Annotated in this window: 16 protein-coding genes and 3 pseudogenes; 9 read left to right on the top strand and 10 right to left on the bottom strand. The window is 72.7% G+C overall.

What is annotated here, in order from left to right:
* Nucleotides 1-130: 130 nt before the first annotated feature.
* On the bottom strand, nucleotides 131-2,965 hold the full coding sequence (locus OJ254_RS14520) for a discoidin domain-containing protein (protein WP_265362669.1): 2,835 nt from the start codon (nucleotides 2,963-2,965) through the stop codon (nucleotides 131-133).
* 229 nt (nucleotides 2,966-3,194) lie between these two features.
* Here OJ254_RS14520 and OJ254_RS14515 point away from each other — a divergent pair, with 229 nt between their 5' ends.
* The gene (locus tag OJ254_RS14515) at nucleotides 3,195-4,004 is read left to right on the top strand and encodes an ATP-binding cassette domain-containing protein (protein ID WP_265362668.1); all 810 of its coding nucleotides are present in this window, start codon (nucleotides 3,195-3,197) and stop codon (nucleotides 4,002-4,004) included.
* Complete coding sequence (locus OJ254_RS14510) at nucleotides 3,976-6,096, top strand: YhgE/Pip domain-containing protein (protein ID WP_265362667.1); 2,121 nt, start codon at nucleotides 3,976-3,978, stop codon at nucleotides 6,094-6,096. The genes OJ254_RS14515 and OJ254_RS14510 overlap by 29 nt, the downstream gene beginning before the upstream one ends.
* A gap of 78 nt (nucleotides 6,097-6,174) precedes the next feature.
* Here OJ254_RS14510 and OJ254_RS14505 read toward each other — a convergent pair whose 3' ends face one another.
* Nucleotides 6,175-7,863 carry a thiamine pyrophosphate-binding protein gene (locus OJ254_RS14505; protein WP_265362666.1) on the bottom strand — a complete coding sequence of 563 codons (1,689 nt, stop codon included), beginning with the start codon at nucleotides 7,861-7,863 and terminating at the stop codon, nucleotides 6,175-6,177.
* A gap of 78 nt (nucleotides 7,864-7,941) precedes the next feature.
* Nucleotides 7,942-9,374 (bottom strand): annotated as a pseudogene (locus OJ254_RS14500) (sodium:solute symporter family protein).
* Between the two features lie 412 nt (nucleotides 9,375-9,786).
* Here OJ254_RS14500 and OJ254_RS14495 point away from each other — a divergent pair.
* On the top strand, nucleotides 9,787-11,400 hold the full coding sequence (locus tag OJ254_RS14495) for a helix-turn-helix domain-containing protein (protein ID WP_423835894.1): 1,614 nt from the start codon (nucleotides 9,787-9,789) through the stop codon (nucleotides 11,398-11,400).
* A 215-nt stretch (nucleotides 11,401-11,615) separates the two neighbouring features.
* Here the strand turns inward: OJ254_RS14495 and OJ254_RS14490 are convergent, their stop codons facing one another.
* Complete coding sequence (locus OJ254_RS14490; RefSeq protein ID WP_423836016.1) at nucleotides 11,616-12,713, bottom strand: RNA-guided endonuclease InsQ/TnpB family protein; 1,098 nt, start codon at nucleotides 12,711-12,713, stop codon at nucleotides 11,616-11,618.
* Between the two features lie 296 nt (nucleotides 12,714-13,009).
* Between OJ254_RS14490 and OJ254_RS14485 the strand changes: the two genes are divergently transcribed.
* From OJ254_RS14485 to OJ254_RS14460, 5 genes and pseudogenes are all read left to right on the top strand, one after another.
* Nucleotides 13,010-13,393, top strand: coding sequence for a WXG100 family type VII secretion target (locus tag OJ254_RS14485; protein ID WP_261951326.1), 384 nt, complete (start codon nucleotides 13,010-13,012; stop codon nucleotides 13,391-13,393).
* Between the two features lie 183 nt (nucleotides 13,394-13,576).
* Nucleotides 13,577-17,143: pseudogene (locus tag OJ254_RS31600) on the top strand (WXG100-like domain-containing protein); the annotation flags it as partial.
* A gap of 413 nt (nucleotides 17,144-17,556) precedes the next feature.
* Nucleotides 17,557-18,615 carry a nucleic acid/nucleotide deaminase domain-containing protein gene (locus OJ254_RS14470; protein ID WP_265362663.1) on the top strand — a complete coding sequence of 353 codons (1,059 nt, stop codon included), beginning with the start codon at nucleotides 17,557-17,559 and terminating at the stop codon, nucleotides 18,613-18,615.
* A gap of 40 nt (nucleotides 18,616-18,655) precedes the next feature.
* Nucleotides 18,656-19,801, top strand: coding sequence for a hypothetical protein (locus OJ254_RS14465; RefSeq protein ID WP_265362662.1), 1,146 nt, complete (start codon nucleotides 18,656-18,658; stop codon nucleotides 19,799-19,801).
* 301 nt (nucleotides 19,802-20,102) lie between these two features.
* The gene (locus OJ254_RS14460) at nucleotides 20,103-20,927 is read left to right on the top strand and encodes an SUKH-4 family immunity protein (protein WP_265362661.1); all 825 of its coding nucleotides are present in this window, start codon (nucleotides 20,103-20,105) and stop codon (nucleotides 20,925-20,927) included.
* Nucleotides 20,928-20,959: 32 nt separating this feature from the next.
* Here OJ254_RS14460 and speB read toward each other — a convergent pair whose 3' ends face one another.
* The gene (gene speB / locus OJ254_RS14455) at nucleotides 20,960-21,943 is read right to left on the bottom strand and encodes an agmatinase (protein ID WP_265362660.1); all 984 of its coding nucleotides are present in this window, start codon (nucleotides 21,941-21,943) and stop codon (nucleotides 20,960-20,962) included.
* A gap of 255 nt (nucleotides 21,944-22,198) precedes the next feature.
* Between speB and OJ254_RS14450 the strand changes: the two genes are divergently transcribed.
* Nucleotides 22,199-22,996: a phosphatase gene (locus tag OJ254_RS14450; protein ID WP_265362659.1), complete on the top strand. Its 798-nt coding sequence runs from the start codon at nucleotides 22,199-22,201 to the stop codon at nucleotides 22,994-22,996.
* A gap of 64 nt (nucleotides 22,997-23,060) precedes the next feature.
* Here OJ254_RS14450 and OJ254_RS14445 read toward each other — a convergent pair whose 3' ends face one another.
* From OJ254_RS14445 to OJ254_RS14425, 5 genes and pseudogenes are all read right to left on the bottom strand, one after another.
* A complete protein-coding gene (locus tag OJ254_RS14445; protein WP_265362658.1) occupies nucleotides 23,061-23,498 on the bottom strand; it encodes a large conductance mechanosensitive channel protein MscL in 438 nt (145 codons plus the stop codon).
* A gap of 141 nt (nucleotides 23,499-23,639) precedes the next feature.
* Nucleotides 23,640-24,679 (bottom strand): annotated as a pseudogene (locus OJ254_RS14440) (aldo/keto reductase).
* Complete coding sequence (locus OJ254_RS14435) at nucleotides 24,636-25,151, bottom strand: MerR family transcriptional regulator (RefSeq protein ID WP_265362657.1); 516 nt, start codon at nucleotides 25,149-25,151, stop codon at nucleotides 24,636-24,638. The pseudogene OJ254_RS14440 and the gene OJ254_RS14435 overlap by 44 nt, the downstream one beginning before the upstream one ends.
* 134 nt (nucleotides 25,152-25,285) lie before the next feature.
* Entirely contained in the window at nucleotides 25,286-25,801 is a 516-nt protein-coding gene (locus OJ254_RS14430; protein WP_265362656.1) for a hypothetical protein, read from the bottom strand.
* A 193-nt stretch (nucleotides 25,802-25,994) separates the two neighbouring features.
* Nucleotides 25,995-26,228, bottom strand: a complete 234-nt coding sequence (locus OJ254_RS14425) for a hypothetical protein (protein WP_265362655.1) — start codon at nucleotides 26,226-26,228, stop codon at nucleotides 25,995-25,997.
* Nucleotides 26,229-26,382 lie beyond the last annotated feature (154 nt).

Here is a 26,382-nt window from a genome sequence, read left to right as displayed (position 1 = left end):
GGATCGTGCGCCGTGCGGCGAGTGCCGTGCGCCGGCCGGTCCAGAGAGGACCGGCCGGCGCGCGGCGTGCTCACGGGGAACGGGTGACCAGGCGGCCCGGCCGGGCGGGACGACCGGGCGGGCGGGCGGCTCAGTTCAGCCGCTGCACGGTCAGCTCCGAGATGCCCGGGTGCGGCCGGGGCTTGCCGTCGGCCGCCGGCGTCCGGTCGCCGTGCACCGTGACCCGGACGTACCGGACCGGGCCGTGGCCGGCCGAGCCGGCATTCGTCCAGTGCGTGCCGTCCCGCGACACCTGGACGAGGAAGGACTTCGGGCGGGCCGAGGTCCAGTGCGGAGTGATCTTGCCGATCCGGGTGGCCCGGCCGAGGTCGACGGTGAGGGTGCCGTCCGCCGTATTGGGCACCCAGCCGGTGGTGGCGTTGCCGTCCACCGCGCCGACCGCGTACATGCCGGGCTCCTCGGAGGTGGCGGTCGCCGGGGTGCAGCGGGCGGCGTTCGTGGTGGCGGCCAGGTCGGGCCGGCGGGTCTTGAGGACGGCCGGTACGCCGCGGCTGACGATCTGCTCGCCCTGGGGCGACTCGATCCGCATCGGCGCACCCGAGGTCAGCTGCACGGTGGTCTGGTGCGCGCCGATCGCGATGTCGTAGGTCCGTCCCTGCCAGTGCAGACCGCGCAGGGTGACGCCGTCGGCGAGCTGCGGCGGCAGCAGCGGGTCGAGGTGCACCCGGTCCTCGCGCAGCCGCAGCCCGGTCAGGCCGTGGGTGAAGGTCTGCAGGAAGCCGCCCTTGCCGGTGAGGAAGTCCTGCGCGGGCCGGCCGGCGTGCGGGTCGTCGGCGCCGGCCTTGTTGCCGCGCGCCTCGGAGAACTGCGCGAACGGGCCGCGCACGAACGGCTTGATGGAGCGGAGCAGGTAGGTGTACGTGGAGCAGCCGGCCTCGCCGATGCCCGCCGCGTCGATGGCGTGCACCGAGTCGGTCATGGCCGGGCCGTCCGGGTCGGTGTGCGCGGCGTAGAAGTCCAGCGTGCGGGCCGCCCGGGCCTGCGACATCGGCCATTCCAGCGGGTACATCAGCAGCACGGTGTCGGCCTGCTTGATGGTGGTGCCCCGGTAGCCGGCGTACTGCTCGAAGACCTTCTTCTTCGCGTCGTAGGGGATGCGCAGCTTGTCGGCGAGGGTGTTCCAGGAGGCCGGGGCCTTCTCCCCGAGGACGGCGGCGATCCGGGTGGCGTGGCGCAGCGCGGTGGCGGCGCCGGCATTGGTGAAGACGCCGTCGTTGACTCCGTTGCTGTACTCGTCGGGCCCGGCGACGTTCTTGATCGAGTAGCTGCCGTCGGCGTTGCGGGTGGCCCGGGAGGCCCAGAACTGGGCGATGCCCTTAAGGACCGGCCAGCCGCGCGAGCGCAGCCAGGCGGTGTCCTTGGTGGCGAGGTAGTACTGCCAGGTGGCGAGGGAGATGTCGCCCATCAGGTGGTTCTGGGTCTTGCAGTGCGGCGGGTCCCAGCTGTGGCACTCGTTCCACAGGTCGCCCTTGCTGCCGCTGGTCCAGGCGTAGAACAGCCCGTCGTAGCCGAGCTTGCGGGCGTTCTCGCGGGCGCCCGCGCGGGTCTTGTAGCGGTAGTCGACGATCGACCGGGCGAGGTCGGGGTGGGTGGCGAGCAGCCCCGGGTACATCCAGGTCTCGGCGTCCCAGAAGATCTCACCGGCGTAGTTGTCGCTGGTCAGGCCGGTGGGGCCGATGCTGTTGCGGCTGCCGGCGCGGACGCTGGACAGCAGGCCGTACTGCGCCGAGCGGACCCAGGTCTGCAGGTCGCGCTGCCCCTTGACCTCGATGTCGCTGCGCCACAGCTGCCGCCAGGCGGCGGTGTGCCGGGCGAACAGCTCCTGCCAGCCGCGGCGGGCGGCCCGGCGGGAGGCGGCGTCGGCGGCGGCGCGCGGGTGGCGCGAGGTGAGCGCGGTGTCCACGCCGACGTACTTGGTCAGGTCGTACGAGCGGCCGCTGCGGACCGGGAAGGTCACCTGCTGGCGGTTGCTGAGGGAGGCGGTCCGGCCGGCCTGCGGAGCCGTGCCGGACGCGGTGGCCCGGACGCCGGGGCCGGGGCGCAGGGTGGAGGCCACCGCGCCCTCGGTACGGGTGCCGTCCGTGCGGAAGCCGACGTCCATGGTGCCGCCGGCGGCGTCCTTGGCGGCCGAGGGGGCGCCGGAGGCCGACATGCGGCGGGCGCCGCGGCCGTCGAGGGCGTCGGTGACGGTGGCGGCGCCGCTCCAGTGGGGCGTCATGCGCAGCCGTACGGCGCCGGTGTGCGCGTCGGTGCGGTCGGTGAGCACGTCGTAGACCAGGTCGGTGCGGCGCCCGTCGGCGGCCGTCCAGGTCAGCGAGGTGCGGACGAAGCCGCAGCGCAGCGAGAGGGACTGGCGGTAGTGCGAGATCCGGCCGGGTGCGGTGGCCGAGGAGAAGGTGTCGGGGTGGGCGCCGCCGGTGGCGACGTTCAGCGTGGTCCAGGTGGGGAGCGCGGCGATGGCCTGGCGGCCCTGGACGTCCTTGGGGCCCTTGGCGTAGAGCCCGGAGACGAAGGAGCCGTCGTAGGCGGGCGTCTTCAGGGGCCAGCCGGTCTGGCCGCCGGGGGCCGCGTAGCCGGTGCCGTTGGGCGGGACGCGCTGGCCGAGGTAGCCGTTGCCGACGAAGGCGTGGTAGCTGTCCGCCGGGTCGATCTTGTCGGAGGTGGCGGTCCAGCCGTCACCGTCGTGGCCGGTCAGGCAGGGGCCGTGCGGGCCGCCGGCCGGTTCCGGCGACGGCCTGGCCACCGGAGCGGCGGCCGAGGCGGAGACCGGTGCGAGGACCGCTACCAGGGCGGCCGCGAGGAGCGGTGCGAGGGCCTTGCGGGAGCGGTGCGCGGTGCGGCCGGGAGGCGGCCAGGCCGGGTCCCGGGACGGCAGGCGGGCGGGGTGACGTGCCGAATCTTCCATGGTTCTCCGTCATCCATGAAGAGCCCGTGCCGCGGGACGCGCCACGGGCGCCACGTGAACATCATCAGGCCCCCGCCATGGGGGAACCCTAAGCCGACTCCCCCGTTCGGGTCACGGCCCCGCGGGGGACGAATTGCCGCTCGCGTGCGCCAAAGGCCTCCGATTGGTCAAAAGGTCCCGGGTACGGCACACTTTTAGACTGACCAGTCAGACCAAATGGGGAGGGGTTGTGAACACCACCCGCAAGGGGGCGGCGGTCCACGCCACGGGCATAGGAGTGCGGGGCCCACGCGGCTGGGCATTCCGGGGCGTCGACATCACCGCCGAGCCGGGCTCGCTGATCGCCGTCGAGGGCCCCTCGGGCTCCGGGCGCACCTGCCTGCTGCTCGCCCTGACCGGCCGGATGCGGATCACCGAGGGCTCGGCCACGGTCGCCGGCTTCCCGCTGCCCAAGCGGATGGGTACGGTCCGCGGCCGTACCGCACTTGCCCACGTCCCGGGCGTCGCCGATCTGGAACCGGCCCTCACCGTCGGCGAACACCTCAAGGAGCAGGCCCTGTTGGGCCGCCGTCTCACCAACTCACCGGCCGGGCTGCTGCCCTGGGGCAAGCGCCACAAGGAGGCCGCCCGGGCCCGGATCGACGCCGCGCTGGCGACCGCCGGACTCGACCCCGACACCCTCCCCAAGGGCCTGCGGACCACCGTCCGCGACCTGGAACGGCTGGAGGCGCTGCGGCTGTCGATCGCGCTGGCGGTCATGCACGACCCGCATCTGCTCGCCGTCGACGACGTCGACCTCAAGCTGTCCCCGGCCGAACGCGCCCTGGCCTGGCAGCTGTTGCGGGACCTCGCACTGGCCGGCACCACCGTCGTGGCGGCCGGCAGCGACGCCCCGGCGGACGCACTGATCGTCCGCACCACGCCCGCGGCCACCGCACGACCCGCGGACCCCGCCCCGGCCCAGGACGGCCCGGACACCACCCCCCACACCACCGAGGAGGAAGCGGCGCATGCGTTCGCCGAAGCTGGCCGCGCTTGAGCTCAGGCGTTTCGGCCGGGGGAAGCTGCCCCGGCTCGGGCTGGTCGCCCTGATGCTGATCCCCCTGCTCTACGGGGCGCTCTACCTCTGCTCCTTCTGGGACCCCTACGCCCGCCTGGACAAGATCCCGGTGGCGCTGGTCAACGAGGACCGGGGCGCCACCGCCGGTGGCAAGAAGATCGCCGCCGGCGACGAACTGGCGAAGAACGTCAAGGACAGCAAGACCTTCGACTGGGAGGAGGTCAGCGCCGAGGACGCCGCGAAGGGCGTCGAGGACGGTACGTACTACCTCTCCCTGACCGTCCCGTCGGACTTCAGCAAGCGGATCGCCTCCAGCTCCGGCGACGACCCGCAGACCGGGGCCCTCCAGGTCCGGACGAACGACGCCAACAACTACATCGTCGGCTCGATCTCCAAGACCGTCTTCTCCGAGATCCGCGCGAAGACGTCGGCGACGTCGACCCGCGGCATGCTCGACAAGATCTTCGTGTCCTTCTCCGACCTGCACGACAAGACGGCCGAGGCCGCCGACGGCGCCGGGAAGGTCGACGACGGCGTCGGCACGGCGAAGGAGAAGACCGGCGAACTGGCCGACGGGCTGGGCAAGCTCGACGAGGGCTCGGGCGCGGTCAGCAAGGGCGCGGGCCAGGTGAGCCAGGGCGCCAGGGCGGCCGCCTCGAAGGCCCGGCAGCTCAGCCAGGGCGCGGGCCAGGTCGCGGACGGCACCCAGCAACTTGCCGACAAGGTCCAGGGCATCGCCCGCAAGGACCTCCCCTACCTGCGGGAGCACGGCAAGGAGATCGGCGAGAAGGCACGGATCGTCGCCGATCTCACCCAGGCGCTCGACGAGGACCTCGACAAGCTGCCGGGCAACTCCGCCAAGGCGGCCGCGCAGGCGCGCAAGAACGCCGACGACGCCGCGGAGCTCTACCGGGAACGCTGCGGCGGGCTCGTCTCCACCGACCCCGACTGCGCCAAGCTGAAGGGGATCGCGCAGGGCACCGCCCTCGCCGCCGACGCGGCGGAGAAGGTCAACGACACCATCGCCCGTACCGACTTCGGGCAGCTGCACGGCAAGCTGCGCGAGCTGAACCGGATCGCCGAACGGGTCGCCGACGAGGCACCGGGCATCGCCGACCGGGCCGACACCGCGATCGGTCAGATCAACCAGCTCAACGCCGGTGCCCACAAGGTCTCCCAGGGCGCGGGACAGTTCGCCGACGGCATCGGTGCCCTCTCCGACGGCGCCGGCAAGGTCGCCGACGGCGCCGGCAAGGTCCACAGCGGGCTCGGCACCGCCAAGGACGGCGCCGAGAAGCTCACCGGCGGCCTGTTCAAGCTGAAGGACGGCACCAACGAGCTGGCCGACGGGCTGCACAGCGGCGTCAGCAAGATCCCCGACTACGACAAGAAGGACCGCGACGCCCGCACCGAGGTGATGGCCGACCCGGTCGCGCTGGCCGCCAAGTCGCTGCACAAGGCGCCCAATTACGGCACCGGCCTCGCGCCGTACTTCATCCCGCTGTCCCTCTGGGTCGGCGCGATGGTCGCCTTCATGCTGCTGCAGCCGCTGGGCAAGCGCGCGCTGGCCGCGGGCGCCCCGGGCTGGCGGATCGCGCTCGGCTCCTGGCTGCCGGCCTTCGCCGTCGGCGTCGTCCAGGTGCTGGCCCTGATGGCCGTGCTCCACTGGGGACTCGGCCTCCAGATGGCCCGCTCGGCCGCCACCATCGGCTTCCTGGTGCTGGCCACGGCCGCCTTCACGGCCATCATCCAGCTGCTGAGCGCCTTCTTCGGCCCGGCCGGTCGGGTGCTGACCCTGGTCGTGCTGATGCTCCAGCTGACCTCGGCGGGCGGCACCTACCCGGTGCAGACCAGCCCCGGCTTCTTCGCCGCCCTGCACCCCTTCCTGCCGATGAGCTACGTCGTCGACGGGCTGCGCCGGCTGATCACCGGCGGCGACCTCGCCGTCGTGTGGCAGGGCAGCGTGGTCCTCGCGGCCTTCACCCTCGGCGCCCTGGCCCTCACCGCCCTCGCGGCGCGCAGCCGCCAGGTCGTACGGATGAAGGACCTGCACCCGGAGCTCAGCCTGTAGGAACAGCCCTCCGACCGACGGGTGCGGTGCCGGTTCTCCGGCACCGCACCCGCGCGTTCCGGCCGGTGCGGCCCCGCGTCAGGCCGGCAGGTGCGTCGGCGCGAACATCCGCAGCCGGGCCGGCAGGACCACGACCGAGGGGCCCGGGGCGGCGAGCGCCGCGGCCAGGTCCGCGCCGAGCCGTCCGGGGTCGGTACGGACCGCGGGGACGCCGAACGACTCGGCCAGGGCGACGAAGTCCGGGCGGCCCAGTTCGGTGCCGGTGGCCTCGCCGAAGGCGTCCGTCATGTACTCGCGCAGGATGCCGTAGCCGCCGTCGTCGACGATCAGCCAGGTCACCGGCAGGCCGTACTGGCGCGCGGTGGCCAGCTCGGCGATCGAGTACATGGCGCCGCCGTCCCCCGACACCGCCAGGACCGGTCGCCGCGGATCGGCGACGGCCACCCCCAGCGCCGCCGGGAAGCCGTACCCCAGACCGCCGGCGCCCTGCGCGGAATGCAGTGCGTTGGTGCGCCGCGGATCGAAGGCGGACCAGGCCCAGTAGGCCAGGATCGTCATGTCCCAGCAGCTGACCGACTCTTCGGGCAGCGCCTCCCGCACGGCGGCCAGCACCTGCTGCTCCAGGCCGAGGTCCTGGGCGGCGAGCCGGTCCCGGACCCGGGCGAGCACACCGGCCACCGCGGCCTCCGGCGACCCGGCCGCCCCGGGCGCGGGCGGCACGGCGGCCTCCGCGCCGGCCGTCTCCTCGACCAGCGCGGCCAGTGCCTGCCGGGCGTCCGCGTGGATGCCCAGCGCGGCGTGGTTGGACTCCAGCTTGCCGAGGTCCGCCTCGATCTGGACGACCCGGCCGCGCGGCCGGAACGTGTGGTAATTCGAGGAGAGTTCGCCCAGCCCCGACCCGACGACCAGCAGGGTGTCGGCGTCCTCCAGGAAGTCGGTGGTGTGCCGGTCCTCCAGCCAGGACCGCAGGGAGAGCGGGTGCTCCCACGGGAACGCGCCCTTGCCACCGAACGTCGTCGCCACCGGCGCCCGCAGCCGCTCGGCCAGCGCCAGCAGCTCCGCCTCGGCCCCGGCCCGTACGACCCCGCCGCCGGCCAGGATCACCGGGCGGCGGGCCGCGGTCAGCCGCCCGGCGGCCGCACGGATCAGCTCCGGCCGGGGCGCGGGCACCCGCGGGGCCACCGCGAGCCCGGTCACCGGCGGCACGTCGACCGGCGCCAGCAGCACGTCCTGCGGGATCTCCAGCCACACCGGGCCGTGCGGCGCGCTCAGCGCCGACTCCCAGGCGGCGGCCACCGCCGACGGGATCTGCGAGGCGGTGCGGACGGTGTGGACGGACTTCACCACATCGCGGAACGCGGCGCTCTGGTCGGTGAGTTCATGCAGATAGCCGTGGCGGCCGCCGCCGATCCCGGCCAGCGGGACCTGGCTGCCGATGGCCAGGACGGCGGCGGAACCGGCCGCCGCCTCCTGCAGCGCGGGCAGCGTCATCAGCGCGCCGGGCCCGGTGGAGACCAGCAGCGGCGCGACGCCGTGCGTCGCCCGGGCGTAGGCGTCGGCGGCGAAGCCCGCGTTGTTCTCCACCCGCAGCCCCACGTACCGCAGCGCGGACCGGCGCAGCGCGTCGAACACCCCGAGCGCGTGCTGGCCCGGCAGCCCGAAGACGGTCTCCGCGCCGAGCGCGGCCAGCGACTCGACGACCAGGTCGCCGCCGGTGCGCGGGGGGTCCGTCGGCGACGGGGTGGGGGCGGGTGCGGTGGTGCTCATCGGCGGGTGACTCTCCGTTTGTCTCGGGCCGGCTCGTCGTGTGTCGCGGCGTCTGCTGGGGGTGGTCGCGTCGTCCGGTCAAGCGTCGGACGGGCTGGCCTGCAGCCGTGCCCGCCACACCGCGAGTACCGCCGCGTCCGTGGGCCGGGTCGCCAGGCTGACCGCCACATAGGCCACGAGGGAGGCGAGCAGGCCGTAGTAGACCGGCTCGTTGGCGAGGATGCCGTAGCCCGCCATCAGGCCGATCACCGCGAGGCCGCCGACCGTCACCGAGGCCAGCGCGCCCTGCACCGTGCCGCGCTTCCACAGCAGACCGCCGAGGATCGGGACCAGGAGTCCGCCGACGAGCAGGTTGTAGGCCACCGTCAGGGCCTCGACGACGTCGTTCAGCGCGATGGCCGTGCCGATCACCGCCAGGCCCATGAGGAGGATGAAGGCGCGGTTGCCCTTGACCTCGTCGTGCTCCTCGCCGGCGGGCCGTACGGCTCCCGCAGCCGCGACCAGATGTCGTTGTTGGCCACGGTCGCGCAGGCGATCAGCGCGCCGGACGACGTCGACATCACCGCGGCCAGCGCGGCCGCGAGCACCAACCCCCGCACCCCGATCGGGAGTTCGTCCTTGACGATGGTCGCGAAGGCGTCGTCCGGGCTGCCCAGCTTCGGGTACAGCACCTTGGCCGCCGTACCGATCACGGCACCGGCCAGGGCGTACGCGAGGCAGTAGGTGCCGGCGACCGTGCCGCCCCACTTCGCCGTCCGGTCGCCGCGGGCCGTGAAGACGCGCTGCCAGATGTCCTGACCGATGAGCATGCCGAAGGTGTAGATCAGCACGTAGGTGAAGATCGTCTCGCCGCCGATGCCCAGCGGGTCGAAGTACGAGGTCGGGAGCTTGGCCTTCATCTCGGCGAAGCCGCCCGCCTTGACCACCGCGATGGGCAGCAGCAGGAGCAGCACCCCGATCGTCTTGACCACGAACTGCACCATGTCGGTGAGGGTGATCGACCACATGCCGCCGAGCGTCGAGTACACGACGACGATCGAGCCGCCGAGAATGATCGCGACGGTGCGGTTCAGATCGAAGAGGACGTCGAAGATCGTGGCGTACGCGATGGTCGAGGTGACGGCCAGCATGAGGGTGTACGCCCACATGACGACGCCGGAGATCACCCCGGCCCGGCCGCCGTAGCGCAGGTCCAGCATCTCGGAGACGGTGTAGACCTTCAGGCGGGCGATCCGCGCGGAGAAGAAGACCGACAGGGCGAGCAGCCCGAGGCCGATGGTGAAGACCATCCAGGCGCCGGAGAGGCCGTACTGGTAGCCGAGGCCGACGCCCCCGATGGTGGACGCGCCGCCGAGGACGATCGCGGCCATGGTGCCGGAGTACATCGCGGGCCCGAGGCGCCGCCCGGCCACCAGGAACTCGCTCTTCGACTTGGCGCGGCGCATGCCCCACCAGCCCATGGCGAGCATTCCGGCCAGATAGAGCACGATCACCGCATAGTCGACAGCCATGGGCCATCCCTTCCAGCTACGCCGAGGGGAGAGGGGGTGTGGGGAGGAGACACGGGGAGGGGAGAGAGGCGGGCGCGCACGGGGGAAGAGCGGCCCGCCTCACGGGACTCGCCCTGCGGGACTCGCCTCGAAGGCTCGTCGTCCCGCGGACTCGTCTCGGGGGTTGACCCTAGGAGGCGGCGCGGCGACGCTGAAGTGTACGTTTCCTCCACTCATCGGCCGCCCCTGTGGAGGGTCCGCACATGCCGCCTCCTGTTCCGCCTCCGTCCGCCCAGGCGCCGCAACCGCCGTCCGGCCCGCCGCCGACCACCGCGCCGTCGACGCCGCCGGTGCCGCTGGCCGGTCTCCTCGCCCGGGCGGATCTCGGGCTGCGCCAGCTCGCGGGCCGCGGGAGGGCGTCACCCTCCACTGGGTGCACACCTCCGAGATGGCCGACCCGGTGCCGTACCTCCTGGGCGGCGAGCTGCTGCTGACGGCGGGCGTGCACCTGGCGGAGGTGACCGCCGGGGCCGCGGGCGGGGACCCGGACGCGGCCCTCGCCTCGTACCTCGACGGGTACGCGGCCCGCACGGTCGCGGCCGGCGCCGCCGCACTCGGCTTCGGGATCGCGCCGGTGCACGAGGCGGTGCCGCCCGCACTGGTGGAGGCCTGTGACCGGCACGGCCTGCCGCTGGTGGAGGTGCCGGCGGGTACGCCGTTCACGGCCGTGGAGAGCGCCGTGTGGCAGGCCGTCACCGAGGCCCGCCACCGGGAGCTGACCCGGATCGGCGAGGCGCAGCGCGCGCTGGCCGCGGCCGCCGCCCGGCCGGATCCGGCGCGCGCCGTGCTGCGCGCGCTGGCCCGCCACGTCCACGGCTGGACGGTGCTGCTCGGCGCGGACGGCACGGAACACGGCTCGGCCGGGCCCCGCCCCACCGACCGGGTACGCGCCGCGGCCGGCCGGCTCGCGCAGGTCGTCGGGGGCGGTGTCGCCGGGGGCGGAAGTGCCGGGGGCGGCAGCGTCGGAGGCGGCGAGATGGCCGGGCCCGGGAGCCGGGAGGCCGGGCTCGGGGGCCGGGAGGCCGGGCTCGGGGGCGGGGCGCGGGCCGCGGCCGGTACTGGCGGCGGGGCGCGGGCCGCGGCCGGGGGGCCGTCCTCCGCCACCGACACGCTCCCGGGGACCCAGCTGTCCGCCTACGCCCTGACCGGACGCTCCGCCGGGCAGGAGGCGTATGCGCTGGTGGTCGCCGCGGACCCGGACGATCCGCCCGCACACACCATCGCGGGCGTCGCCGCGGTGCTGCTGTCGCTGATCACCGGCCCGGCCGCGGCCCGCGGTGCGGCCGACACCGGGCATTCCACCGCCCTGGCCCAGCTGCTCCTGGGCGCCCGGCCGGCCGAGGTCGGTCCGCTTCTCGGCGCGCCCCGCTGGACCGTGGTGCACGCCGAGCGCCGTGGCGAAACCGCCGCACCGGAGGCGGACGCGGCCGCGCTGGCCGCCGTACTGGGCACCGCTCTCGTGGCGCCGGAGCCGGCGTCGTCCGCGCGGCGGCTCCGGGCCCTGGTCCCGGCCGACCGGGAGATCGGCGCCCAGCCCGGCTGGACCCTCGGCGTCAGCGCGCCGGTTCCGGTCGAAGAGCTGCCCGCCGCCGACCGGCACGCCGCGACCGCACTGCGCCGCGCCCTCGCCCACCGCTCCGCCCTCGTCCGCCGCCCCTCCCCCGACCGGCCCGGACTCACCGCCCTCGTCGACCCCGACGACGCCCACCGGCACGCCCGGGACCTGCTCGCGCCGCTCGCCGCCTCCCCCGCGCTCGTCACCACGCTGCACACCTGGCTCTCGCTGCACGGCAGTTGGGACCGTACGGCGACCGCACTGGCCATCCACCGCAACACCGTCCGCCAGCGCATCGCCCGTACCGCCACGCTCCTCGACACCGACCTGGACGACACCGACGTCCGCATGGAGCTGTGGTTCGCCCTCCGCTGCCTCGACCGCGCGGGGGCCGGGCCGGACGACGGGTCAGGTGGAGGGTGGGGAGAATGAGCGATGACGTCTGCCGCCAGGCCGCCGGTGGCAGCCGTACGAGCCCGTCGGTTACGGTGTTCGATTCGGTTCGGTGACAGCGTTGTGACACTGAACTCCTTCCGGCCGCAAGCGGCCGGGTTCCATCCGCCCGCATGGTGCGGGCCCTGGCGGGTTCCTGTTTCATCGAGCACCGCCCTGGCTGGGCAGGGTCTTACGTGCTCTCCGCAGGCGTTTTACTTCTCCGCAGTTCCTGCGGCGAGGATTCTGCGCCCTTCGGCGCGAAGATTGATTTCTGCGTTCCCATCGCGGTCGTGGAGACTTCCGCATGAGCAGGTCCACGACCGGATACGCAGACCTTCTTGGCCCTTGGGTCCTTCGATGCTGCCGCATGCGGAGCACATCTGCGTACTGGGAAACCACCGGTCGACCTTGACGAACCCACGCCCGTACCGTGCGCACTTGGCTTCGAGGGTACGGGCGAACATGCCGAGCGCCTGGTCGTGGACGGACTTGCCGCGCTTGCCCTTGCGTGAGCCCATGCCCCTCACGTTCAGGTCCTCCAGGTAGCACGCTTGGCTCTCGCGCACGATCCGGGTGGTTTCCTGCTCGATGAAGTCGCGTCGCCGGTCGGCAATCCGCGCATGGACCTTGGCTACAGCGAGTTTGGCCTTGCGCCGGTTGTTCGAACCCTTCTGGCAGCGCGACAGCTTCCGCTGAGCACGCCTGAGCTTCTTCTCCTGACGGCGGAAGAACTTCGGAGAGATGATCTTCCGGCCGCGCAGCACCGCGTAGGAGGACAGGCCCAGATCAATGCCGGTGTCCGTCTCCTCCATGTCCAGCTCGGACAGTGGCTCGTCCTCGATCTCCACCACGAACGACGCAAAGTACCTTCCGGCCGCATCCTTGACGACCGTCACCGAAGACGGAGTGCAGGGCAGCGGCCGGGACCAGCGCACCCGCACATCGCCGAGCTTGGCGACAAACAGCCGGCCGTTGCCCCGCAGCCTGAAGCCGTTGCGGGTGAACCGGATCGACTGCCTCCCCGATTTCTTCTTCATCCTCGGCGGGGCACTCTTCGGCCCTTGCCGCACCCCACGCTTGGAGGCGAAGAAGTTCCGGTAAGCGGCATGCAGATCCTGCAAGGACTGCACCAGCGCCACCGAAGGAGCTTCCCGTAGCCATTCCCGCTCGGGAGTTTTCTTCCCAGTGGTGATGACCATCTTCTGCAAGGTGGCATCTGAGATGAACGGCTCGCCGTTCCTCCACGCCCGCCTGCGCTCCCGCAAGCCGTCGTTGTAGACGACACGGGCGCAGCCGAAGAAGCGGGCCAGATCCCGCTGCTGCCGGGCGGTCGGGTAGATGCGCTCGTTGTACCGCAGCTTGATGGCTCACCTCCCCGCTGTGGTCGGAAACGATCTCCGTGAACATTAGCCCGGCTGGTTGGCCAATTGTCAGCTCAGGGGCCCGCTTCGTCCGCGAACCGTTCCGGCTATCCCGACCCTGCAGGGCCGGGTAGCGCCGAGAAACGATTTGCTCAACTCCTTGAATACATAAGGGAGTCCAGGACTAAACTTTGCGCCACGTTGTCCTGCAACCTGTCGATGAGCGTGGGGAACGGGGGGCACAGATGGCCGGAGAGGGACTACAGGCGGACATCCCGTCGCTGAAGTCAGGGGGACGGGACTTCACCAACGTCGGACAGCGCTACCAGTCCGCCGTGGAGAAGCTCAAGAACACGCTGACCGGCCTGGAGGGCCAGGACACCCCGCCGTGGGGCGACGACGACATCGGCGAGAAGTTCGGCGTCGTCTACGAGGGCCTGCGCGACGGCATGTACGAGTCGATGGGCCACCTGGCCGCCAAGCTCCAGGAAATCGGCGGCGCGCTGAACACCATGGCCGACAACCACCAGGCCGACGAGGACTTCAACGATTCGCTGATGAAGCAGCACGTCGCCAACGCCGAGGCGCAGAGCCAGCTGATCAGCAACTTCAAGGCACCGCAGACCTAGCGCCGCAGGCCGGGGGCTCTCCGCGGGGGTGTCTCTCCAGGGGGTGCCTCTGAGGCCCGACCGACCGCCGGGCCACCCGCTGCCTTCGCCGCCTTCGCTCCTCCCGCTCGTTCCGCTCGTTCCACCCACTCGTTGCACGCGCCGTCACCGCTTGACCGCTTCCACGTACGGGGGATTGCCGCCATGTCGCTCATGCTGCCGGACTGGCTGGAGTGGGTCCTTGAGATGCTCGGCTTCGACTGGCCGACGGGCGACGAGGACAAGATGAACGAGTCCGCCAGCGCCTGGCGGGAGTTCGCCAACGCCGTCGAGCAGTTGCAGTCCGAGGGCGTCACGGCCGCCGGTAACGTCCTCTCGGCGAACTCCGGCGACAGCATCGACGGCTTCAGCAAGACCTGGGAGAAGTTCTCCGGCAACGGCTCGGGCTACCTCGACGACGCGCGCACGGCGGCCGAGTTGATCGCCTTCGCGATGGACGCGGGGTCGGTGGTGATCGTCGGGATGAAAGTCGCGGTGATCGCCCAATTGGCGATCCTGGCGGCAGAGATCATCGCGGCACAAGCGGCGGCACCGTTCACGCTCGGCCTGTCGGAGATCGGTGCGGCGGGCGCCACACAAGCGACCAGATTGATCGTCCGGCGCATCCTCAAGGAAGCGCGGGAGGCGCTGGTCGAGGCGATCATGGAGACGATCAAGGAGCCCGCCGTCTCCGCGCTGGAGGCCATGATCTCCGACGCCATCGCCCAGGGCATGAACATGAACTTCGGGGCCCAGCAGGGCTTCGACGTCGGCCGCAGCCTCAAGACGGGCGCCGACGCGGGAATCGACGCGGCCAAGAACTCCGGCCAGACCTTCACGGAGTCGCTGCGCGACGGAGCCGGCGCCCGTGCGGGCCACCATGCCCGCGGCGGCCTGGACCACGCCGCCGGGCGCGGCGGGGACCACGAGAGCGGCGGCGGCGAACACGGCAGCGGAGACGGCGGAAGCAGCGGAGACGGCGGGAGCAGCGGGAGCAGCGGGAGCAGCGGCAGCGGATCGGGGTCGTCCAACGAGTCGGCGGGCTCCGGACACGGGTCTGAGTCCGGGTCCGGAGGCGGAACGGGCTCGAGTACGGGTTCAGGGACGGGGAGCGGCTCGGGTTCAGACTCGGGAGGCGGCTCCGGTGACTCCAACTCTGCTGGAAACGGCGGGAATTCGGGCCCCTCGCACAGCGACACGGGCCGCGGATCCGGCTCGGGGTCGGGGTCCGGCTCGGGGTCGGGGTCGGGACCGAACTCCGGGTCGGGGCCGAACTCCGGGTCGGGATCAGAATCCGGGGCGGGGGCGGGATCAGACTCAGGATCAGGATCAGGATCAGGGTCGGGATCGGGATCGGACGCCGGGTCCAGGCCCGCGCCGGATTCCGGGCCCGGTTCGGGCAACAGCCCGTCCACCAGCCCTGACAGCTCCGCACGACCGGACGGCGACCACCCGGCCCCCCGGGCCCAACCGCTGCCGCCACCGGACCAGCGCACCGCCTTCGACGAGGGCTACACGGGCGGCAACGACCACAACCCGTACGGGAGTTCCCCCACACCGACACCGGACAGCAGCCCCGCACCGGGCGCCGGACACACGCCCGACGCGGGCTCGGTGGGCACCCACCCGTCGCCCGACTCCGGCCCGGCCCCGGGCCCCGGGCACACCCCGGACGCGGGCCCCACGCCCGGCCCCGGACACAGCCCCGACTCCGGTTCCGTAGGCACGCACCCGACGCCCGACTCCGGTGCGGTGGGCACCCACCCGACGCCCGACACCGCCCCGGACGCGGCCCGGCCGCACCCCGGCCCGGATCCGGCCGGTCCGCAACCCACCCCGGGCCCGTCCCCCCACCCGGACGCGGCACCGCCCCACGACGCGGGCCAGCACCGCACTCCACACCAACGCCGGACGCGGGACCGGCACCGCACGCCACGCCGACACCCGACGCGGGACCGTCGTCACCCCACTCCACACCGAGCCCCGACTCCGGACCGTCGTCGCCGCACTCCGCACCCACGCCCGACTCCGGCACGTCGTCCCACCCGGGCCCGACCCCCACTCCGGCACCGACACCGGACCACGCCCCCGGGGCAGCCGGCCGCCGCCTCCCACGACGCCCCCACCTCCGCACCCCAGCCCAGCCCCGCCCCCCACTACGGCGACGGCGGCGGCACCCCTTCGCACGACGGGGACGGCAGCAACTCCGGTGCGGGCGGCGGACGTCCGGGCACCCCGCACGTGAGCGTGCCCTCGCAGGGCGGGGCGGTGCCGCATACGGCGTCCGCCGGACCGTCGCCCGCCGGTCACCGGGACCCGGCCTCCGGCGACCCCCTGCCGCACGGCCGTGACGACGACACCACCGTCACCACCCAGTCCGCCGACACCCTGACCGCCCCGCCGCCCACCCCGGCGGCCGACCCCGGCGGTCACTCGCCCACCCCGCCCCAGCAGTCACCGCAGGGCGGCCCGCAGTCGCCGGGGCCGGTGGTCGGCATGCCCACCGCCATGCCCCCGCAGGCCGGGCCGACGACACCGAACGCGGCTCCGAACGCGGCCCCGCACACCGCCACCCCGAGCGGGCCGCCACCCCGACGTCGAACACCGCACCCCCGCGCGGCACCAACCCGCCCGCGGGGAGCCCCGGAACACCCCGCCCAACCGCCGCCCCGACGGCACTCAGCCGGTCCACGACATCACCCAGCAGCGCCGTCCGGACCGCCCCGCCCACGACCCCCGGCTCGACGGGCCGCGCCGCCCGGACGACCCGCGTACGCCCTCCGGCGGGCGCCCCGACCCGCGTCAGCAGCGCCCGGCCCCGGACCGGCCGCGCCCCGACTCGACCCGCCCGGACACCACCCGGCCCGACACCACACGCCCGGACACCACCCGGCCGGACCCGACCCGCCCGGACCCCCGGCGCCCCGAACCGCAGCCGCCCCGTACCGACCCGCCCCCGAACGGCCACGGCACCCCGAACGACCGCACCGGCCCACAGCCCCGAACAGCCACAACGAGCCGGGCAACGGACCGGGTAACGGACCGGGCAATCAGCCTGGCAACGAGCCAGCGACCAACCACCCCGACACCGAGCACCGCGACACCGACCACCGCGACACCAACCACCGCGACACCCCCGGCAACACCCCGCACGACCAGAACACCCACCCCGACACCCACACCGACACCGACGCCCCCACCGACCACGGCACCCCCACCGACCCGGCCGACCACGACCACCCCCGGCACGAGCCCCCCAACGATCCCCCCGCCGCCTCCGACACCCGTAACCGCGAGCGTCCCGGCGGGCTGGACGGCCCCACCGACGAGCACCAGCAGCACGTCGAGAACGCCATCCCCAAGGACGACGACGGCCGGCCCCAGCCCCACCCCGACCCCAACGACGGCCACTGGGTCGACACCATCAACCACCCCGGCCCCGACGCCCCCGGCCGCAACAACAACTGCGTCGACGCCGCCCTCGCCACCGCCGATACCTACGCCGGCAACCCCACCGCCGCCGCCCACCGCACCCCCGACACCCACCCCGACGGCACCCTCTCCGACCGCGGCGAAGCCAACGGCCGCGACCGCATCGAGAACACCCTCGGCGCCCCCTTCCACGACTACGGAAACGGCCCCGACGCCTTCCACCGCCTCGAAAACGACCTCCGCGACAACGGCCACGGCTCCCAGGCCGTCATCGTCACCCAGGACAACAACGGCCGCGCCCACGCCTGGAACGTCGTCAACCACAACGGCAAGATCACCTACGTCGACGCCCAGACCGGCCGCACCAGCGACCGGCCCCTCCACGACGGCAGCAACGGCGTCCACGCCATCCCCCTCGGCGCCGACCGCCGCCCCACCACCCCCACACCCACACCCACCCCGTCCGACCACCACACCACCGATCCCCGCACCGACACCCCCCGCCGCCCCGCCGCCGAGCCCGGCGCCGCCGGCGAAAAGCACCCCCATCCCGACGACGCGGACGGGGACGACGGGGGCCACGACGCCAAGAAGCCCAAGCTCGACCACGACGAGGGCACGACGAGGGACACGGCGAGGGGCACGACCAGGAGCACGACGGCCAGCACCACGACGACAGCAACCGGGACGCCCCCGACCGTACGCACCAGGGCTTGCTGCCCGAGGACTCCCAGGGCTCGCTGCGGGAGACCCACCACGTCGAGCAGGTCAGTCTCGACCGGCTCTACAACGACCTCGAACACTGGGGCGGGAACGGGCAGCTGCGCGACCTGCTGCAGCAGTGCGGCCCGCCCGGAAACCCGAACGGCATCACCCGGGAGACCCTGGAGAACACCCTCCGCCACCCGCCGTTCGCGGAGATGCCCCGCCCGCAGCAGATGGCCGCCGTGGCCGCCATCACCCGGCTGTCGCTCAAGTTCCACCGCGAGCTGGAGGTCGGCTCGCTCCACCCGGACGTCGACAACCCCAACCACCCGTCGAACCGCCCGCTGGACCACGACCCCAGCACCGAAGAGGGCAAGGAGAAGCAGGACCGGCAGAAGGAGGCCAGGGACAAACTGGCCACCAACATGGACGCCAAGGGCCATCAGTCCGCGGGAAGTTACTACCACCAGCAGCAGCCGGTGCCGGACCGGAACGACGTCCGCAAGGAGCTCAAGGACACGTTCAAGGAAGACGGGCGGAAATACACCGCGAACGTCTTCAAGGAACTGACCGGCGACAACAAGGGCGACTGGTCGAACCGGAACTACGCGGTGGTGGAGGTGCACGACCCGGAGACCGGGCAGACCCACTACCTCTCCGACAGTTCACTGCCGATGGGCACCGAGTGGTCGGCCGGCGTGCACTCCGAACCGCACGTCCTGGACTACCTGAACGAGGTCAACCGGCAGCGGGAGGCCGACGGCAAGCCCCCGCTCCAGCCCCAGGGCCTGTACACCGAACGGGAACCGTGCGGCCCCGCCTCGGGCAACAACTGCTCCGCCTACCTGGGCCACAACCTCCCCAAGGACGTGCCCATCTACTACGGGACCGGGTTCCGCCGGGGCCGGGTGGAGGACGAGGCCGAGATGCGTGCGGAAGGCCGGCAGGACGAGATCCGGCAGATCAAGGACGACGCCCGGGTCGCGTTCACGGCCGAGGGCGAGGCGTACGTCAATCGTCTGAAGGGACTGTGGCTGGGCTTCGCCGGAAAGGGCCTGCTGTCCTGAGCTAGGGTTTCGAGCACCGCACCGGTGGGAGTGATTTCGCGTGACACACCAGCTCGGCGACCGAGAGCGGTCAGCGATCCGGGACTGGCTGGCGCTGCCCGTGGAGCGGCGCGCACGACTCGTGATCGGCGGCGACGACGGCGCGGGGAAGTCCGCGCTGCTGCGCGAGAGCGCCGCACGGGTCCCCGGTGCCGCGCTGGTCGACTGCACCGGCCTGACGGCGGACGAGGTCGCGCTGCGGGTGTGCGCCGCCCTCGGCGTGGCGCTCGGACCCGACGAACTCCTGCGCGGCCGCCCCGGGTTGCGCGACGCACTGCGCGGCGACCACACCGTGTTCCTGGTGAACTCCCAGTGGGCGGGCCCCACACTGACCTCCGCGGAACCCCGACGGATCGCCCGGGCGCTGTCCCTCCTCCTGCTCCGGGCACCCGAGGCCCGGATCCGGCTGGCCCTGGAGTGGGACGGCGACCGGATGGGCGAACCGCCCGCGCGCGACGTGGTGGTGACCCCCGCGGCAGGCCCGGAGGCCCGCGGCGCGTCCGCACCGGCCGGCGCGGACGGCCGGCATCCGCTGGGTGTCCTCGCCGCCGCCGAGACCACCGACGTCCCGGTGGAGGTGTACCGGCTGCTGCACGAGGCGCTGGGTGCGCCGTCCGGGCCCGCCGACGCCCGCGCACTGGCCACCGCCTTCCCCGACGAGATCGAGGTACGGGAGACGGGGCGGGACGCGCGGGGTGCGGAGGAACCGGACGCCGGGCTGCTGGCGTTCCGTTCGCCGTCCCTCGCCCGTATGTGGCGCGCGGCCTGCCCGGTGTCCGCGGCGGAACAGCGGCGCATCGTGGCCGCGCTGCTGGCGGCCGTGACGGATTCCGGCCCGGCCGGGCCGTGGACCGAGAAGGGTCCGGTCGGCCGGTACGCGGCCCGCGCGCTGCCGGCCCACGCGACCCTGGCCGGCACGGTGGGCGAACTGCTCGCCGACGGGCGGGTGTTGGCCCAGGTGCGGCCCGGGGCCGCCTGGGACGCCCTCGCCGTGGCGTATCCGTCCGGTGTGCCGTACGGCGGGGTGCTCGCCGACGTCCGGTCGCTGGAGGCGCAGGGCGCCTGGTCGCTGAGCCAGGGCGAGTGGGCGGCCTGGCTGCACCACGCGGCGCTCTGCGCGGGCGTACGGACCTGGCCCGGCAGCTGAGCGGGTCCGGGGTCGGGATGCCGTTCGAGACGGTGTGGACGCGGTGGCGGGGCAACGGGCGGTTCGGCCCGGTCCCCGGCGAGGTGGGGCGGATCGACGAGCTGGCGCTGGTCCGGTCCGGGGACGGGCTGTCGCTGCTGGCCGCCCGGGACGCGACCACGGACCGTGCCACGGACCCGGCCCACGCGTACGTCCGGCAGGAATTCGACTCGGCCACCGGTGCGCCGCACGGTGCGCCCGCCGTCGTCCCGGAGCCGCTCTACGAGTCCGGCTGGGTCTACGACGACCGGTGCCGGAGGGGGTGTCCGGGGCGTTCGCCGAGCGGCTGGACGGGGCGTGGGAGATCGAGCCGGAGCCGTCCGCGCCGCTGCCGCGCTGCCCGTTGTCCGTCGGGCAGGGCATCGGGCTCGACAACCTGTGGGTGCTGGCCGGTGCGGGCGGGCTGTTCGCGGTCGTCTGCGGGGCGGACGGGGAGGACGACGGCACGGCCTGGCACGCGGCGCCGCTGCTGGAGCCGCACGCCCGGCTGGCCGCCCCGGAACCGCCCGCCGAGGCGCTGGCCGCGGCGGGCGGCGGCTCCGGCGCCCGGGCCTGGCTGGAGGAGGCGTTCGGCGCCGGTGCCTGCCGACGGCGCGCGGCCGGCGACCTGCCCGACGGCATCACCCACGCCGGCACCCGGGACTTCCTCGTCGAGGTGGGGCTGCCGAGCCTGGAAGGACTGCTGCAGCTGCAGACCCACGGCGGCCTGAAGCCGCTGCCGGAGGACGGCACCGACGGGCAGCCGTCCGGGGTCCGCTACGAGCTCGGCCACTGGATGTACGCCCCGCTGGCGCTGGACGGCGCGACCGGGCAGGTGCTCCGGCTGCCCCGGGACACGGCTCCCGAACCGGCCGCGGGCTCCCTCGCGCAGTTCTTCGCCATGGTCCGGCTCTTCGACGCGTACCGCCGCGGGTTCCATCCCTCACGCGCGGACCGGCGCGACGCCCAGCAGGTGCTCGCCGCCTGGTGCCGGCGGATCGACCCGACGGTGGACGAGAGCGACACCTGGGACGCGGTGCTGGGCGGCCACCCCTTCGAGGACGGCACGTGGGAACTCGTCACGAAGGACGGCCGGCCACCTCTGTGACCGGCCGTCCCCTGCGCCTGTGCGGCCCGGGCTCAGCCCTGCCGCGCGGCGGCGATCTGCCGCGACATGATCGTGGTCAGCTCGTACGCGGTGTGCGAGGCGGCCACGGCCGTGATCTCGGCGTGGTCGTAGGCCGGCGCCACCTCGACGACGTCGGCGGAGACCAGGTTGCAGGAGGAGAGCCCGCGCAGGATCTCCAGCAGCTCGCGCGAGGTCATGCCGCCGGCCTCGGGGGTGCCGGTGCCGGGGGCGTGCGCCGGGTCCAGGCAGTCGATGTCGATCGAGATGTACAGCGGCCGGTCCCCGATGCGCTGCCGCAGCTGGTCGGCGACCTCGTCGGCACCGCGCCGGTAGATGTCCGAGGACGTGACGATGCCGAAGCCCATCTTCTCGTCGTCGGTGAGGTCCTTCTTGCCGTACAGCGGCCCGCGCGTGCCCACGTGGGAGAGCGCCGAGGTGTCGAGGATGCCCTCCTCCACGGCCCGGCGGAACGGCGTGCCGTGGGTGTACTCGGCGCCGAAGTAGGTGTCCCAGGTGTCGAGGTGCGCGTCGAAGTGCAGCAGCGCGACCGGCCCGTGCTTCTTGGCGACGGAACGCAGCAGCGGCAGCGCGATGGTGTGGTCACCGCCGAGCGTCATCATCCGCGCGCCGGTGCCGAGCAGGTCGTCCGCCGCGGCCTCGATCGTCTCGACGGCCTCGTTGATGTTGAACGGGTTCGCGGCGATGTCGCCCGCGTCCGCGACCTGCGCCAGCGCGAACGGGGAGGCGTCCTGCGCCGGGTTGTACGGGCGCAGCAGCCGCGACGCCTCACGGATCGCGTTGCCGCCGAAGCGGGCACCGGGGCGGTAGGAGACGCCGGTGTCGAAGGGGACGCCGACGACGGCCACGTCGGCCCGGCCGCCGACCTCGTCCAGGCGGGGCAGGCGGGCGTAGGTGGCCGGCCCGGCGTACCGGGGGATGCGGGAGGAGTCGACGGGGCCGACGGGCTCGTGGGAAGCGCTGGCTGCGGTGGTCATGACCCGAGACTAGGGACGGCGAGGCCGCTGGCCCATGGACATTTCCGCGACGGAACCCGATGACCGTTCGACATTTCGTCCAGCCTGGCTGGCTCCGGTCGGACTCCGGTCCGGCTCCGGGCCGACTCCGGTCCGGCTCCAGCCCGGCTGCGGTCTGGCCCCTGCCCGGCTCCGGTCCGTGATCGCTTCCGTCCGCTTCCGTCCGGGGTACGGAACTCCCCCGCCCCGGAACATACGTCCGGGCACAATGGCGCTATGCCGATAGCCTCCGCAGCCGCCGTTCCGTCACGCGCCGAACTCGTCGACCATCTCGTCCGCACCCGGATCGCCGGTGAGGTCGCCACCCCCCGGGAGAACAACCTCTCCCACTACCGCAAGCTCGCCAACGGTGACCGCTACTTCTGGTTCGGCCTGGAATTCGGCGACCGGTGGGCGGACGAGCAGGACGTACTGGCCGTGATGGCGGAGCGCTGCGGGGTGAGCGACGACCCGCACCACCGGCAGGGCCAGGACACCATCGACCCGGAGCTGACCGTGGACGCGCTGGAGCGGGCGGCGGCGCTGCTGCGCAAGGCGGCGGCCGGCGAGCAGCGGGTGCTGTTCGCGACCGGTCACCCGGGCGGCCTGCTCGACGTGCACCGCGCCACCGCCGCGGCACTCCGCGCCGCCGGCTGCGAGATCGTCGTCATCCCGGACGGGCTGCAGGCCGACGAGGGCATGGTCTTCCAGTTCGCCGACGTGGCGATGCTGGAGCGCGGGGCGACGCTGTGGCACACCCACTCCCCCGAGCCGATGGCCGCGATCCTCGACGGCCTGGAGCGGGCCGGCCGCCCGCTGCCGGACCTGGTGGTGGCCGACCACGGCTGGGCCGGCTGCGCGGGCCAACGCGGTCTGGACGCGATCGGCTTCGCCGACTCCAACGACCCGGCCCTCTTCCTCGCCGAGGCCGAAGGCACCCTCCAGGTCACCATCCCCCTCGACGACCACGTCCGCAGCCCCCGCTACTACGACCCGCTGACGGCATACCTGCTGGACGCGGCGGGGCTGGCCTGAAGCCTGCCGCGGACAGGCTCTCCAGCGGGAAGGTCCTCTTCGGCTGCCTGCTCCCCTTCGGCACTCATGGGGCTGCGGGCGTCGCGCGCTGGTCGGTCCCGCAGTAGCGGCACTTGGCGGCACCCGTCGGAATGTCGTCGGCGAGACAGGCCGGGCAGGTGGTGGCCGGTGTGGGGTCCCCGAAGACGGTGACCCCACGGCGCGCCTGGACGGCCTTGTACGGGACGACGATCAAGAAGTAGACGGCAGCCATGAAGATGACGAAGTAGATCACGGCGGAAATGAACGCACCGAGATTCACATAGGTCGACGTGTTCCCGGGATCACCGAGCTGCCAGCCGAGCCCGACCGACCCACCTCCCTGCGCACGGGCGATGATCGGGTCGATGACGTTGTCGGTGAACGCCTTGATCAGCGTGCTGAGCGCCAACGCGATGATCAGCCCCACGGCCACGACGACGATGTCACCGCGCATCAGGAAGTTCTTGAAGCCCTTGAGCATGGACGCTCCTCGACTGCTTGCAGGACGGACCAACGCGTCTCCGACCCAGAACAGCTGACCTTGCCCGGCCCCGCAATCGGAACCTGCTCCATGCGGGCTAACCGGCCGGCACCGCCCTGAACCGTCCTCCGACCGACCGACCTACCCCTCCCGCGCCGCCGAGGTCAGGGACATGTCCGCGTAGCGCTCGCCCGCCACCTGCCCGGCGATCGGCTCCAGGAGGGCCAACTGCTCGGCGGTCAGGGTGATCCGGGTGGCCCGGCGTTCTCCAGCAGGCGGCTGCGCTTACGGGTCCCGGGGATCGGCACGACCGTCAGGCCGTGCACCTCGGCCCGGTGCTGCAACCAAGCCAGCGCGATCTGCGCCGTGGTGGCGCCGTGTTCGGCCGCGATCTCGTGCAGGGGCTCCAGCAGGGCGGCGTTCGCCTTGGCGTTGTCCCCGGTGTAGCGCGGCATCAACTGCCGGAAGTCGCTGCCGGAGAGCTCCTTGCCCGCGTCGGTGAAGGCACCGGTCAGGAAGCCCCGCCCGAGCGGCGAGTACGGCACGAAGGCGACCCCGAGCTCGGCGGCCGCGCCCACCGCGCTGCGCTCCACGTCCCGGCTGAAGACCGACCACTCCGTCTGCAGGGCCGTGATCGGATGCACGGCGTGCGCCTCGCGCAGCTCGGCACCGGTGACCTCGCTCAGGCCGAGGTACTTGACCTTCCCCTCCGCCACCAGTTCGCCCATGGCACCGACGGACTCGGCCAGCGGAACGGCGGGGTCGCGCCGGTGCATGTAGTAGAGGTCGATGACCTCGACGTTCAAGCGGCGCAGACTCGCCTCGACGGCCTTCTTGATATAGCCGGGATCGTTACGGATGGCCCGGTACTTCGGGTCGTCCGCGCGGTACTCGATGCCGAACTTCGTGGCCAGGGTGATCTCGTCGCGGTGCGCGGCGACGAACGGTGCGAGGAACTCCTCGTTGGCGCCGACGCCGTACATGTCGGCGGTGTCGATGAGGGTGACGCCCGCCTCGACGGTGGCCTCCAGGGTGTCGCGGGCGGCCGCGTCGTCCGTCTGCCCGTAGGCGGCGCTGATGCCCATGGCGCCGAAGCCCTGGACGCCGACGAGGGGGCCGCCGTTGCCCAGCTCGACCTTACGGATCTGTTCGATGGCATTGCTCGTGATGGCGTTGCTCATGATGGCGCTCAGGCCCTTTCCGACGCCTGGGGGCGCCCGCATAGAAGTCGATCTTGGCGTCGAGTACGGCAACGGTGTCCTGTAGCTCCGCCATCCGCGCGAGGACCTCGCGCCGGGTCCGTTCGAGGATCTGCCGCCGCTCGTCGAAGGTCTCCTCGCCCCGCTGCACCAGCTGCGCGAAGTGCACCATGTCCGCGACCGGCATCCCGGTCAGCCGCAGCCTGCGCACGAAGGCGAGCCAGTCCAGGTCCCGGTTGCCGAAGCGGCGCTGGCCGTTGTGCGACCGCTCCACGTCCGGCAGCAGCCCGATCTCCTCGTACCACCGCAGGGTGGGCGCACTGAGCCCGGTGTACGCCGCGACCTCACTGATCGTGTAACGGTCCTGGCCGTCGGGCCGCGGATGCTCCGTCCCCGCGGCCACACAAACGTCCACGGGCGGGGAGGTCACGGGCGTGCTGTCGATCACCGTCATGCCGGCAACGTTAGGACCTTCAAGTGCACTTGAAGCAAGCGCTTCGCGCCGCGAGGTCGGCACTGGGCTCCAGACCGGCCACTACCGGCCACAAGCCCCACAAACATGACGATCACGCTCCCGCGAGAGAGCTGTCAGCAGTCGTCCAACGCGACGAAACGGCTCGCCCACGTCCGGAACTGCTCGTCGCACTCCTTCTGTTCGGCCCAGAGCGCGTCGAGGTCTTCCGGCGGCCCCAGCCCGAAGTTCCGGTCCAGCCAGACGAGGAATTCCTGATGGCCATCGCTGTGTTCCTCGACCTCGTCCGGGTCGAGGAACTCACTGTCGATGGCGAGGAGCTGGAACAGTTCCGGCAGGTTTCGCGCGACGACGTAGAGGTCTCCTTCGTCGCCCACCAGGACGACGGGCAGGGCGGCGAGGTCGGTTCGGTCGTCGCACCGCCACAGGGCGTAGTGCGAGCCGGAGCCGGTGGCATGCGCGAAGGGGATGAACCGGTCCAGAAACTCCGGATGCGCCGACCAGGTGTGGAGGCCGACTTCCTTGCCGTACTCGTGGAGTTCGAATCCCTCCGAGTACTGGCCCGGGCCGATCCGGTCGGCGAACTCCTTGAGCAAGTTCAGTTCCGGGACGGGCGAGTAGGCGTCACTCATCTGTCCTCCATCTGTCCGTGTGGCCGGGCGAGGCCGCGGACGCCTCACCTCTGGCCGGGTGATGCTACCTACGCGGGGTGACAAAGGCCTCGGCTCGAAAACCACGCCGCGCGCCAACTCCACGAACGCGCCCGCCTCGTGGCTCCGCCCTCGCTCCTGACCCAGCGCGAGGGCCCCGCCGCGACGGAGGAAATCAGCTGGCACTCATTCCGCGGTCAGGCCATTCACATGTCTGCTCGTACACGGCGTTGATCTTTCGCGACGCCTTGAGGAACGCATAGTCGATGTTCCCGTCGCCTGACCGCGTCCGGCGATTTCCTTTGTCCACGATCAGCTGGCGCGTCATCTCAGAAGCGTCCTCGCCGAACGAATAGACCACGACGTCGGCATCCTCAACGCTCTTTTTGAAGTAGACCAGTGCAGCCACCGCGTTGCATCCGCCTTTCACTGTCGCCGTCGCCCGTAACGATGGTCCCGATGGCCGCGGTCAACCGGGGAAACGCCCTCGCTTCCGCCGACAGCAAAAGCACCCTCGCTACTGGTGCATCAGCGACCACATCTAGGGCCCCTCGGCCTGGCCC

The sequence above is a fragment of the Streptomyces endophytica genome (assembly GCF_026153355.1).
GTDB lineage: Bacteria > Actinomycetota > Actinomycetes > Streptomycetales > Streptomycetaceae > Streptomyces > Streptomyces endophytica.
Note: the sequence above shows the minus strand (reverse complement) of the source record. Positions and strands in the feature narration are given on the sequence as shown.